Origin of the sequence: Aggregatibacter actinomycetemcomitans (assembly GCF_023518055.1) — a bacterium.
GTDB classification, from domain to species: domain Bacteria; phylum Pseudomonadota; class Gammaproteobacteria; order Enterobacterales; family Pasteurellaceae; genus Aggregatibacter; species Aggregatibacter actinomycetemcomitans.
In genome coordinates this window covers 2009264-2022546 of the sequence record NZ_CP085096.1, presented here as the reverse complement: position 1 = coordinate 2022546, position 13283 = coordinate 2009264, and the positions used below count along the sequence as shown (strand labels likewise).

At 42.4% G+C, this 13283-nt stretch carries 10 protein-coding genes and 1 other annotated feature; of the genes, 3 read left to right on the top strand and 7 right to left on the bottom strand.

The features are described from left to right. The first annotated feature begins 278 nt into the window (after positions 1-278). Positions 279-1703: a tRNA (N6-isopentenyl adenosine(37)-C2)-methylthiotransferase MiaB gene (miaB, locus tag LIN98_RS09910; RefSeq protein ID WP_005564463.1), complete on the top strand. Its 1425-nt coding sequence runs from the start codon at positions 279-281 to the stop codon at positions 1701-1703. A gap of 56 nt (positions 1704-1759) precedes the next feature. On the opposite strand, the gene priC is transcribed toward miaB, so the two are convergent. The 5 genes from priC to LIN98_RS09885 form a co-directional block, all read right to left on the bottom strand. Continuing rightward, positions 1760-2326 carry a primosomal replication protein PriC gene (gene priC / locus LIN98_RS09905; RefSeq protein WP_005567669.1) on the bottom strand — a complete coding sequence of 189 codons (567 nt, stop codon included), beginning with the start codon at positions 2324-2326 and terminating at the stop codon, positions 1760-1762. A gap of 63 nt (positions 2327-2389) precedes the next feature. Further along, the gene (locus LIN98_RS09900) at positions 2390-3742 is read right to left on the bottom strand and encodes a Na+/H+ antiporter family protein (RefSeq protein ID WP_005539888.1); all 1353 of its coding nucleotides are present in this window, start codon (positions 3740-3742) and stop codon (positions 2390-2392) included. Positions 3743-3839: 97 nt separating this feature from the next. After that, positions 3840-3969 (bottom strand) — a sequence feature (His leader region). A 124-nt stretch (positions 3970-4093) separates the two neighbouring features. After that, complete coding sequence (gene rnt / locus LIN98_RS09895; RefSeq protein WP_005539889.1) at positions 4094-4747, bottom strand: ribonuclease T; 654 nt, start codon at positions 4745-4747, stop codon at positions 4094-4096. A gap of 86 nt (positions 4748-4833) precedes the next feature. After that, positions 4834-5241, bottom strand: a complete 408-nt coding sequence (gloA, locus tag LIN98_RS09890; protein WP_005567670.1) for a lactoylglutathione lyase — start codon at positions 5239-5241, stop codon at positions 4834-4836. A gap of 158 nt (positions 5242-5399) precedes the next feature. Continuing rightward, positions 5400-7352 carry a TonB-dependent receptor domain-containing protein gene (locus LIN98_RS09885; protein WP_005567671.1) on the bottom strand — a complete coding sequence of 651 codons (1953 nt, stop codon included), beginning with the start codon at positions 7350-7352 and terminating at the stop codon, positions 5400-5402. A gap of 400 nt (positions 7353-7752) precedes the next feature. On the opposite strand from LIN98_RS09885, the gene pgtP reads away from it, so the two are divergent. Then, a complete protein-coding gene (gene pgtP / locus LIN98_RS09880; protein WP_005569178.1) occupies positions 7753-9084 on the top strand; it encodes a phosphoglycerate transporter protein PgtP in 1332 nt (443 codons plus the stop codon). Positions 9085-9226: 142 nt separating this feature from the next. Next, positions 9227-11794 carry a GDYXXLXY domain-containing protein gene (locus tag LIN98_RS09875; protein ID WP_061869927.1) on the top strand — a complete coding sequence of 856 codons (2568 nt, stop codon included), beginning with the start codon at positions 9227-9229 and terminating at the stop codon, positions 11792-11794. 79 nt (positions 11795-11873) lie between these two features. On the opposite strand, the gene cmoA is transcribed toward LIN98_RS09875, so the two are convergent. Continuing rightward, positions 11874-12599, bottom strand: a complete 726-nt coding sequence (cmoA, locus tag LIN98_RS09870) for a carboxy-S-adenosyl-L-methionine synthase CmoA (protein ID WP_014167374.1) — start codon at positions 12597-12599, stop codon at positions 11874-11876. A 71-nt stretch (positions 12600-12670) separates the two neighbouring features. Then, positions 12671-13198, bottom strand: coding sequence for an isoprenylcysteine carboxyl methyltransferase family protein (locus tag LIN98_RS09865; protein WP_005539902.1), 528 nt, complete (start codon positions 13196-13198; stop codon positions 12671-12673). Between the last annotated feature and the right edge of the window lie 85 nt (positions 13199-13283).

Below are 13283 nucleotides of genomic sequence, written 5' to 3'. Positions count from 1 at the left end.
CCTACTGCCGAAGTACAGAGCGTATGATCTCAATTAAGACTTTCACATCTTTAAAACCGAAGGCGAGGCCGCACCAATCACGCCTCCGCTGACAACAATAATATCTTTTAAAATTCCCGTCACTTTTTCATTTCTCTGACGATATTGAGTGGTATTTATTTTATCTTCCAATAGGTAAAATTCTGAAGAAAATCTGCTTTTTAACTAGCCAGAAAAAGTGCAAGTCTGTAGAATAGCCAGTCAATTTTTATGAACCATTAGAGTAAATTTTAGCCAATATGACGCAAAAACTACATATTAAAACCTGGGGCTGCCAGATGAATGAATACGATTCATCAAAAATGGCGGATTTATTACACAGTACGCATGGTTTGGAACTCACCGAAGTGCCGGAAGAAGCGGATGTTTTGCTATTGAATACCTGTTCCATTCGCGAAAAAGCACAGGAAAAAGTGTTCCATCAATTAGGTCGCTGGAAAGAATTAAAAAAGAGCAATCCGAATTTATTGATTGGCGTGGGCGGTTGTGTAGCATCGCAGGAAGGTGAACATATTCGCACCCGTGCCCCTTATGTGGATATTATTTTCGGGCCGCAAACCCTGCACCGTTTACCGGAAATGATTAACCAAATTCGCGGTGGCAAAAGTGCTGTGGTGGATATTAGTTTCCCGGAAATCGAAAAATTCGACCGGTTGCCGGAACCGCGCGCAGAAGGCCCGACTGCCTTTGTTTCTATCATGGAAGGCTGTAATAAATACTGTACTTACTGCGTGGTGCCTTATACCCGTGGCGAGGAAGTTAGCCGTCCGGTGGATGATATTTTATTTGAAATTGCCCAGTTGGCGGAGCAAGGCGTGCGCGAAGTGAATTTGCTCGGCCAGAACGTGAACGCCTATCGTGGTCCGACATTTGATGGCGATATTTGCACCTTCGCCGAATTGTTGCGTTTGGTAGCGGCCATTGACGGTATCGATCGTTTGCGTTTTACCACCAGCCATCCTATTGAATTCACCGATGATATTATCGATGTGTATCGTGATACGCCAGAATTGGTGAGTTTCCTGCATTTGCCGGTGCAATCCGGTTCCGATCATGTGTTGAACATGATGAAACGCGGACATACAGCGATTGAATATAAGTCTATTATTCGTAAGCTCAAAGCGGTGCGCCCGCATATTCAAGTCAGTTCTGACTTTATCGTGGGCTTCCCGGGCGAAACCAACGAAGATTTCGAGCAAACCATGAATTTGATTGCGCAAGTGAATTTCGATATGAGCTTCAGCTTCATTTATTCCGCACGTCCCGGCACGCCGGCGGCGGATTATCCTGACGATGTCAGCGAAGAAGAGAAAAAACAACGCCTTTATTTGTTGCAACAACGCATTAATAACCAAGCGGCGCAGTTCAGCCGCGCCATGTTGGGATCCGAGCAACGCGTGTTGGTGGAAGGTCCGTCGAAAAAAGACATTATGGAATTGACGGGACGTACGGAAACCAACCGCATCGTGAATTTCCAAGGCACACCGGATATGATCGGCAAGTTCGTAGATATTAAAATCACTGACGTGTTTACCAACTCCCTACGTGGTGAAGTGGTGCGCACCGAAGATCAAATGGGCTTGCGTGTGTTGCAATCGCCGCAAATGGTGATTAACCGCACCCGTAAGGAAGATGAACTTGGCGTAGGGCGCTATGTTGGTTAAGTCGCTTTCATCAGAAGCAAAAAACCTCGCTATTTTCGCGAGGTTTTTTATTACGCCTATTTTTGCTTTTCGACAAAAACCAAATATTCTTCCAGCACGTCAATCGCTTCCAAACAACGGGCACGGCGCTGTTCTAATTGCTCCAGCATTTGTTTATTAACAAGTCGACCTTCACGCTGTGCTTTTTCCAACGTATCCTGTTCAACCTGAATTTTTTCATTGAACGATGCCAGATAGTCATAATATTTCGCTAACCGTTCACGGGGCGGCAAACTGTGTACGGGATGACGGCGTTTACCGGCGGGTTTAGGTTCTTCCTTGGTTTTGCGCGGAAAGGGTTGGTCGTTTTGCTGTTGTCGGGTTAAGGCATCGGAAAGTGCGGTGCATTGCGCCGACAGTTTTTGCGTGTAAAACTGCAACGCTTCAAGATTGCTGGGATCCGCCTGCTCAAGACGCGCAAAGGTTTGTTCGATTTGCTGAAAATAAAATGCTACTTTTTGCCGGTTTTCCGTAAATAAATTTGCCGAAAATTTGGCATACACCGTTCCTTCCTTTTGCGCGTCATAACGCGCGAAGAAATGCTGAAGGCTTTGTTTAAGGCGTTGGATGGAAATACTGTTCATAGGCATGTTAATGGTAAAGGTGTGGTCGAAAATTTAACTGTTTTTCCCACCGCACTTTTTAGCTTACAGATACACCGCGGCAATCCAGCCGAAGATAATTAACGGAATGTTGTAGTGAATAAAGGTCGGCACCACGGAATCCCAAATGTGGTCGTGTTTGCCGTCCATATTCAAACCGGAAGTCGGCCCCAACGTCGAGTCGGATGCCGGTGAACCTGAATCGCCCAGCGCAGCCGCTACGCCGACAATAGACACGGTGGCAAGCGGCGAGAAGCCGAAAGATAAACACAACGGCACATAAATGGAAGTAATAATCGGTACGGTAGAGAAAGAAGAACCGATACCCATGGTGATGAGCAAACCCACGAGCAACATCAGGAATGCGGCGGCGCCTTTGCTTTGAATCACACTGGTGCTTAACACGTCTATTAGCTCTTTCACGCCGGTTGTGGTGTTAATGACGTTGGCGAAACCGGAGGCGGCGATCATCACAAAGCCGATCATCGCCATTAAACGCAAGCCTTGTTGGAAAATATCGTTGCTTTCTTTGAGTTTAAAAATGCCAAATACGGCGAAGATAATTAAACCGACCAAGCCGCCGATGATGGTGGAACTGGTGACTAATTGCACTGTGAAGGTGGCGACGATGGCGATTAAACTTGCCACAATTTGTTTCGGTTTGATGTTGGCAATGTGTTGTTCAATGTCTTGGGTTGTCGGCTCGGTGCTCATCACCACGTATTCGCGCGGTTTGCGATAAGTGATAAACACGGCGGTTAACAACCCCAAAACCATGCCGATCACGGGAATGGTCATTGCCAGTGACACTTCGCCCACGCTGGTTTGTAAGCCTAATGAATTGCCTACGGTGTTGATATTTTTCACCAGAATGCTTTCGATAAAGATTTTTCCGAAACCCACCGGCAATAACATATAGGTGGCGGTTAAACCGAAGGTTAGCACACAAGCCACCGCACGGCGGTCAATTTTCAATTTGTTGAAAATGGCGAGCATCGGCGGAATGACGATAGGAATAAAGGCAATGTGTACCGGCAGCAGGTTTTGGGAAGAAATAGCGAACAGCGTTAGGATACCGAGCATGGCATATTTGAACATGGCAAGGCTGTTTGCGGTTGGCACTTTATTCATGCGGGTGATGATTTTGTAGGCAAGTAAATCGGTAATGCCGGATTTGGAGATGGCAATAGCAAAAGCGCCGAGCATCGCATAGTTCATAGCAACTTCCGCACCGCCGCCAAGTCCGCCGGTAAAGGCTTCGATGGTTTTAGTCAAGCCTAAATCACCGACTAAACCGGCAGTTAAGGCGGAAATCACCAATGCGATGACCACGTTAATGCGGAGCAAACTAAGTGCCAGCAATACGATGATCGAAATGACAACAGGGTTGGTTAACATTTGTTTATCCTTATGAGTTAAGTTGTTGATAATTTACTAGAAAAATAAAATTTGTCTAATGAAATCACGATTTTGGGTTTTCGGTTCATTGGGCTGAAAAGAAAACCCCTCGAAAGTTAACTTCCGAGGGGTTGTGATAAACCATGAATTATTCGCACCTTGCTCGGAAGTGATCTTCCAAGCACACCACATACCTGAAAGATTATTCAGTTACATGATGGTGATGATGGTTGCGAATAACGTTCATTTTGTTTCTCCTGTGTGAGTTGCTTTTTAAACTACTGGAAAAGTTTTTTCATCGCAAGTGGTTTTTTAAAAAATGTGAAAGTGCGGTCTAAATTTTCGATGTTCTTAATCATTCGCTACAAGATGCGGAAACCCACCCAATTGCTTCAAATGATTCACCATATAACAAAACAATTCGGCAGTGCGTTCCGTGTCATATAACGCTGAATGTGCCTGCTGGCTGTCAAAAGGGATTTTTGCTGCTTGGCAGGCTTTCACCAACACGGTTTGCCCGAACATAAAACCGCTCAAGGTTGCCGTGTCAAAGGTGGAAAAGGGGTGGAATGGGTTGCGTTTAGCATTCATACGTTGTGCCGCCGCCATGAGAAACCCCTGATCGAACGCCGCATTATGCGCCACGATAATGGATCGCTGGCAATCCGCATCTTTTTGCGCTTTACGTACCATCTTGAACATTTCGCTGATGGCGATATTTTCGCTCACCGCACCACGCAACGGGTTATCAATATCAATGCCGTTAAATTTAAGGGATTCGGGATCGATATTCGCCCCTTCAAAAGCTTGAATGTGAAAATGGCATTTTTGATCCGGCAGCAAATTGCCGTTTTCATCCATTTTGAGGGTAATTGCTGCCAACTCCAACAACGCATCGGTTTTGGCGTTTAACCCGGCGGTTTCCACGTCGATTACCACCGGCAAATAACCTCGGAATCGATGTTTTAATATATTGTAATTAATGGTTTCTTGGGTTTCTGACATAGTTCATCCTAAAAATAAAACGTGGATAATCGTTCATAATCCACGTTAAAAAACGTTTGAATTTTCTACCGCACTTTTGGTGCGAACTAGTTGCCTAATCCGGCTTGTGCGTTTTTGTTTTCGATAAATTCGATTTTATAACCGTCCGGATCTTCCACAAAGGCAATCACTGTTTTGCCGCCTTTTACCGGGCCGGGCTCACGGGTGACATTGCCACCGGCTTTGCGCACCGCTTCGCAGGTGGCGTAAATATCGTCCGTGCCGATGGCGATATGCCCGTAAGCGGTGCCGAGTTCGTATTTATCCACGCCCCAGTTGTAAGTCAGTTCCAACACGGAGGTTTTGTCTTCATCGTCGTAACCTAAAAATGCCAGAGAATATTTGTATTCGGGATTTTCGCCGGTGCGCAATAAACGCATACCCAACACATCTTGATAAAATCGAATGGAACGTTGTAAATCGCCGACGCGTAACATGGTGTGTAAAATTCGCATGGTATTCTCCCTCACATAACTAAAAACTGCGCCAATTATGCCACAGAATGAGGGCATTTGTTTGGAGAAAATAAAAAGGACTAAGCAGCTTAGGCTTAATCCTTTTTGAATATGACGCATCATAGAAACACGGTGAAAACCCACCGCACTTTTATGGCTTAGAAGGTGTAATTGACATTTAAGCGAACATCGCGACCCGGTTCGGGTAGGGTGGAAACACCTGCACGTTGGCTGTGGCTGCGATAATATTTATTAAACGCATTATTTAACGCCAAGTTAACGTTGATGTTTTCAACCGGTTTCCATGTGACGTAGAAATCGTTCACACCATAGCCAGGGCGTTTAGTGGTGGTTGAACCGCCACCACGGTTATTCGTGCTGGTATCATAACTCGTATGCTGTACGAAACGTCCTCTCCAGCCAATTTCCACATCAGGTTGTTCAAAGCGGTAAGATACGCCGGTGGTCCAAGTACGACCAATTGGAATGGCAGTAACCGTACTGTCGACGGTTCTGCCATCTAATTCAGGCTTGCTATAGGCTACACCAGCACGTAAAGTTAAACCTTCATATTTATATGCCGCACCTAATTCGTAACCGCTATTTCTCAACTTACCTGCATTTTGAATTTCAAAATAACCCGGTCTAATTTGAGTGAACGCGTGAGTATCCTGAATCGTTTGCCAGAAATAGCTACCGTTTAATGAAAGGCTATCGGCTAATTTATAGTTGAAGCCGACTTCCGTATTGCGTGACTTTTCAGGTTTAATATTGCCGGCAATGGAATAGACTGCGGGGTTTCCTCTGGTAGTTCCTGACGACAATAGAATTTCCCGGAAACGAGGACTACGGGTTGCGTAGTTTAAGCTGGCACTAAAACTTAAATCCTTCGTTACTTCATAGATTAAACCAAAACTTGGGTTTAAATTACCTTTGTTTGATTTTCTGCCATCCATAGCTCGGAATGAGAAGTGATCGTAACGTAAACCTGTGGTTAAGGTGAATGCACCGAGACCCCAGATACCTTCTGCATAAACGCCCACATCACGTTTCTTTTGATTTCTTATTTGTACCCCGTTTTGTACCGTGAGAGAATTTGGTCTGCCTTCTTGATCACGGTAATTGACACCATATTTGATTAAGTGAGACTCACCGATTTGAGAATCTAAGTTAAGGTTTGCACCATTGGCAACCAAATGGATTTTGGAACGTTCGGTAGGTTCTTCTCGGCTAATAACTGTACGCCAAACATTGGCTTTTGCGGTACTGATAAAGCCAATGTTTTTGCCGGTCCACTCAATCTTGCCGGTATCATTAGTGGTGACGCGATAGCGTGGAGCATTAACTGATTCTCTTCCGTCCTGAGCAAAGTCAAACTCCTCACGTAATGCGCGGACACCATAATGGCGTTCTTGGCGGCGGCTTAATTCAATACGATGATCTTCGTTTAGATCTACACCGATTTTAGCCAATAAACCACGCTGACCCAGTGCACTATTTTTGATCTTATAGCCATTACCCGCTTTGTAATCACGTTCTTTTACCCAGTTACCGGAAATTAAAGCATCGAATGCACCGACTTTGGAATAAATGGTGGCGCCTTTGCTCCAACCGCTATTCGAACTTACGCCGGCATTAACTTTAAAACCAAAGTCTTGTTCCTCTTTCAGCAAATCTTTTGCGCTGACAGTTTCCGCCACAATTGTACCACTGGTGGCGCCAATGCCTGCGCTGGCGGAGCCTGTACCTTTTTGTACACTAACTTTTTTAAACAAAGACGGATCAAAAACGAAGCGACCTTGATGGTGGAACAGTTGAGCATCAGTGTAGGCATCATCGATTTTAACATCCACCTGATCCTGTCCCATACCACGAATGGTAAACCATTGAGAGGTTCCGCGCCCTCCCCCGAAGTTAAGTGCGGGCTCTTCCTTGAGTAAACCTTTTAACTCGGTTTCAGTACTGCGATTAACTGATTCTGTAGTAATTACATTGGTTTTGCTTTTGGCACCGGTATTTTCGGACACCACATTGATGATATCTAATTCCTCAGCCTGAACTGCGGTGGCAACTAATATTGCCAGAGGAAGCAATGAAAAATGTTTACGCATAAATGCTCCTGTAAGGGTTAATAAAAGTATGAAATTTATCGCGGGGCAATTTAGCTTATTTGGATTCTGTTTGCAAATGATAATTGTTGCTAATTTTAACGTCGTTTGTTAACCGACTGTTATTAAAGCGGAAAAACAACGTGAACTTTTGGTCAAAAAGTTCCCTAACTAACTGGTCTGATGTGATTTTGATAGTATGCTATGAACTATTTTTAAAGATTATTTTATTTTATTTCAAATGGTTATGCTCTTTATTTTTTTATTCAATATGAAGTGATGGATTTTTTAGTTAGAAAAATATTTGGTATTTTAAAAAAGCGTAGACGGAAATGACTTTTCCGGTCCTAATTTTCATTTCTACGCAATATTAAAAATTACATGTAAATCAAGGAGATTTAAGATGTTTTCATTTCTTAAGGCCTCTCCGCCGGCACCTCGAATTGAGTCTTCCCGAGTTGATGCGGAGTATAAGAAATTACGTTGGCAGGTATTTGCCGGTGTATTTATAGGCTATGCGGCGTATTATTTGATCCGCAAAAACTTTTCCCTCGCTATCCCTTACCTAATTGATGAATATGGTTTTACTAAAGCGGATTTAGGCACTGTGGGTGTTGCGTTGTCCCTCGCTTATGGTTTTAGTAAGTTCATTATGGGGAATGTTTCCGACCGTAGTAATCCTAAGTATTTTATCACTATAGGTTTGCTGGGTTCGGCAATCGTGAGTTTAATTTTCGGCTTAGTGCCCGGCGTGTTGGCTTCCATTCCGATCATGATCGTGCTAGCCGCTTTTAACGGCTGGTTCCAAGGAATGGGTTACCCACCGGGTGCAAAAACCATGACCAACTGGTTCTCCGTATCCGAACGGGGTGTGTGGTGGAGCTGGTGGAATGTGTCCCATAACTTGGGCGGCGGTTTAATCGGCCCGTTAGCCATTTTAGGTTTGGCGATTTTTGGTACATGGCAATCACTTTTCTATTTACCGGCATTAATTGCTATCGTGTTAGCGTTTATTATGTTTTGGTTAATGCGCGATACACCGGAATCACAAGGTTTACCGCCGGTGGATGAGTGGAAGGGCGAAAAAGTCGTACAGCAGGTTGAATCAGCCCATACCCTTTCTTCAAAAGATATTTTTATGAAATATATCTTAAATAACAAGTTCTTATGGGCAATTGCTATTGCCAATGTGTTTGTATATTTCATTCGTTACGGCATTATCGACTGGGCACCGACCTACTTAAAAGAAGTGAAACATTTTTCCGTAGATAAACAAAGCTGGGCATATTTCCTGTATGAGTATGCAGGGATTTTCGGCATGCTGACCAGTGGTTATTTGAGCGATAAAGTGTTCAAAGGTCACCGCGCCCCGCCAATGCTATTGTTCCTGACAGGTGTGCTTGTTGCGATTTTTGTTTATTGGAAAAATCCGGCGGGTAATCCGTTAGTCGATAATATCTGTTTGGTCGCAATTGGTTTCCTGATTTACGGACCGGTGATGATGATCGGCTTACAGGCAGCAGATTTGGTACCTCGTGTGGCGACCGGTACAGCAACAGGCTTAACCGGTTTATTTGGTTACTTGTTGGGATCTGCCAGTGCCGGTTATGTGATGGGTAAACTGGTGGATGTATTCGGTTGGGACGGCGGATTTTATGCGCTCATCCTTTCTTGTTTCCTCGGTTTTGCTTTTATTTCCGTCACTTTATTCCATAAACCGAATACCAAGAAATAATCTTTATTCTTAAATAATACTAAAGTGCGGTTGAAATTCGCGGCGAAAATCCACCGCACTTTTTCTTTCATTTTTCTGTTGAAGTTGGCAGAATAGCCTCGATTTTTTACGCATAATTATAAATTATCAAGGAAAGCAAAAAATGATAAATCAATCTTCTCTGTTTAATTTATCTTGGCCACGTTATTTAAATTTATTGTTTTTAATCTTAAGTGCAGGATTTTTAGCCAGCGGTATCGTGACATTAATTGCCGCTAATTTAGATTATTTTTCCGATTTAGCCAAAATTTACGGCTTGCAACTGATTTTGGTCGCTTCGGTTTTATTAGGGAGTTATTTCTTTTTGCGTGAAAGCCAAAAAGTCGCAAAAGAGAAATTAAAACTGCTTTCCGCTACTTTTTTCTTTCTTACTGCCGTGCTTATAGGCGCGGTGTTTGCCCTAGTAGGGCAGACGTATCAAACGGGCGCGAATGCGTGGGAATTATTTGCACTGTGGTCGCTGTGCCAACTGCCGTTGTTATTGTTGCTGCCGAATATTGCTTCCGCTTTATTACTTATCGCCACGACCAATCTCACCTTGTATTTGTATTATGATGCTTGGTTTGATCATGGTGTGGTGAATTATGTTGTCCTGTTAAATTTTATTTTCTTGTTGTTAAGTGAAATTTTTATTCGCCAATTACACGATCAAAACTGGCGCATTCTGCCTAAAATTCTTACCTTTTTAGTGTTAAGTCATTTATTCGGCGTCCGTGTTATTACCGATAATTTACCTAACGATATTTACTCCGGTGTGTATTTTTTTCTTGTGTTTTTACAAGTGGTGATTCCATCGGGGATCGTGATTTATGTGTATAAAAAATACCGATTTGATTTTGTTAATTTAATTACTGTAACTATCTGTTCTATCGTTGCTTTTGGTATTTTCCTATTTTCCAATGTAAATTCCGGTGATTTTGCCGTATTGGCAGGCCTGTTGCTTTTTATTATTACGATCTTTGCCATTATGTTGTTGCATGGTTGGTATAAGCAGCATTATCCGCACCTTAAGAACATTTCTTGGGCACTGTCCATTTTATTAATTTTTGCCATTTTTATCGGTATTGTGACTGCATTAATTTGGCTTTTTTTAACGTTAAATGTGTCTGAACCGAAAACCGGTTTGCTGATTTTAAACGTTATTGTGTTGTTTATTGCGCTGGGGTTGCATTTTGGCAATCCCCACGCGGAAAGTCATATGTCGATTATCATCGGGATTTTCTTCTTTATGGGCTACAATCTGCTTGCCGGTTATTTCCTTGCCGATGTATTTGATTCTTACGGTGAGGGCGCCTTAACCTGTGATGTACCGTTATTGTTTACTGCGATAATTTCTATGCTTTATTTTTTACGCAAAGAGAACTGGCTGAGAACTCTAACTCTCGTGATTGTTTTGGGCGTGTGGCATATTTATTTAACCGATTGTTCCACAGGTGATCTTAGCCATGCCAATCGCATCGAATACAGTTATGTGCCTTTGTATTTTGTCACGATGTTGGGTTGCATTATTGCTTTCTTTGTGCAAAATATATACGGAGAAAACAGTAAAGTCAGAGTGCGGATCACGCCTGTTGCTTGGGCGTTTTTACTGTTCAGCATAGGCGGCTGGGCGTTTTCCACTGATAATTTCTTGTCTTTGTTTGTAGTCTACGTTCCCGGCACTGTGGATGCGCTACCGGAAATTGATACTTTCAGCGGCTTCTTTACGATGATCACCGCCGGGTTTTATTCTCGCGCTGTGCTCGGATTAGGTTGGACAATTCCTTTCTTAGTTTGTTTTACGCCGTTGGTCACGTATTTCGCCATCAGCCGTTTTTTCAGTTTAAAAACCGATGAAAAAATGTGCATTGCCGCGATCCTGGCACTATTTACTTTCCTCTTTGTCGGTCAGCCTTCCGTATTATTTTTCGTTACGTTGTTGCTGATTGCCTACTTTGTGCAAAGCCGCACGTTGTTTTTTATCGGTGTTTTATCTTTAGTCGGTAACTTGGCAATTTACTATTATTTGTTATTTATTCCACTGCTTTACAAGGCATTTTTACTGCTGTTCTTTGCTTTGCTATTCTCTGCGGTTGCTATTTATTTACACAGAAAACATCAACCGCAAACACAAAGCGCGGTTAGTTTTTACAACGTTTCTAAAGTGAAACCGATGGTTGCGCTCTGTACGGTGTTGCTTATTCTGATTCCGTTAAATTATAAAGTGTGGCAGTTTGAAAATGTGTTGATGACAGGTAAGCCGGTGGTGTTAAAAATTGCGCCCGTTGATCCGCGTTCCATCATACAAGGGGATTATATGTCTCTCAGTTATGCTATTTTGACGGATATTCGTGCACAATTAAATACTTCCGTAAATGATCAAGAAGCTGCCATTAGTGGACGAAAAACACGCCCCAAACGGGTTTACGCGTTAGTACACCAGGACGAACAGGGTGTCGCCACATTATGTCGTGTAGAGAATCGCATTCCGACGGATTTCTACGATTGTGTGCCTGATATGTATTTGCCGGTCAATAATGTCGGTTGGTTCCCGCAACTGCCAAGTCAGGAATATTTCTTTGCGGAAGGCAAAGGACAACATTATGCGCAGGCGGAATATGCCGAATATCGCTTTAAAGACGGCATCTTATTGCTTGCCCGTTTGCTGGATAAAGATTTGAAAGGCTTGTAGAAAAGGCGTTCAACAAAAAGTGCGGTGGATTTTTAAAATGTTTTTTAAATCCACCGCACTTTTCTCTTGGAAGAACGCATTATTTGATGGCGATCATCGAACCGAAATTAAAGCACTGGAACCACAGTTCCACATGGGAAAATCCCACATTTTTTAACCGCACTTTATGGGTTTCAATACTGTCCGTACGCATAACCTTTTCCAAGGCAGTGCGTTTCTGGCTCACTTCTAATTCACTGTAGCTGTTGGCACGTTTGAATTGGTGGTGCAGGTCGATCAGCAATTCGTCAATTTTCCCATCTTCAAAACGGAATTTTTCCGATAGCACCAACACGCCATTGGGATTTAATCCTTGATAAATTTTCTCCAGTAACGCAATGCGATCCTGCGGCAGTAAAAATTGCAGGGTGAAATTTAAAATCACCATGGATGCGTTTTTGATCCCAATATGACGAATGTCATCACATAAAATTTCCACCGGGATGTTGCTGTGATAGGCGGCGATATGCTGACGACAGCGTTCCACCATCGGTTGGGAATTATCCACACCGATGATTTTCACATTTTTGCATTGAATATGACGACGGGCGGATAAGGTTGCTGCGCCACGGGAGCAGCCCAGATCGTAAACGTTACTGTCGGCACTGACAAAGCGTTCGGCAATCATACCGATAGCGGTGATGATGTTGGAGTAGCCCGGCACGGAGCGTTGGATCATGTCGGGGAAAACTTCCGCAACACTTTCATCGAAAGTAAAATCACCCAATTTTTCAATAGGGACGGAGAAAATGGTGTCTTTGTTCATGAGAGTAAATAAAAAATTACATGATTTAAAAATAACTATTTTATGGTGTTCTAGATATAGAATGTATAGATTTAGATATTATGATTTTCTTTAAACAAGCATTTCATCGCCTTTTCTTCTTGCATAATACGGATAGCTAAGATGATCATGTATAAAGGTAATATAAACATGGCAGTTAGTTTAGCTTGGCATAGTAAGCTTAAACCAATTAATTCGGGAATGATATTCAGAAAATAATTAGGATGTCTAAAATATTTGAATATAAATGAAGTATTTATCTTATGATTAGGCAAGATGTAAACTTTTACAGTCCAAATTTCTTTTAGTTGATAGATTACGTAAAACAGCATTATAAGAGAGAAAATCAAGATTATTAATCCAATCTGAGATTCTTTATTAAAAATAACTTGATTGTAATTGGCTTCAGTAATACATGAAAGATAGAATAAAATATGTACTACTGATAAGGCAATTGAATTTTTCTTTCCATATTGTATGGCGCCTTTTTTTAGTAAATTTTTTTCATTTCTGATTGAAATAGATAAAGTATAAAATCGTAATAATAGAGCTAACGCAAAGAAAATATTAATAAGTAGCATAAAGGCTATCCTTTTTAAGTGATATGTCTTGTGATAACAAAGGGTTATGTTTATTTTATCGTTCTATGAGTACAACTCATGTAAG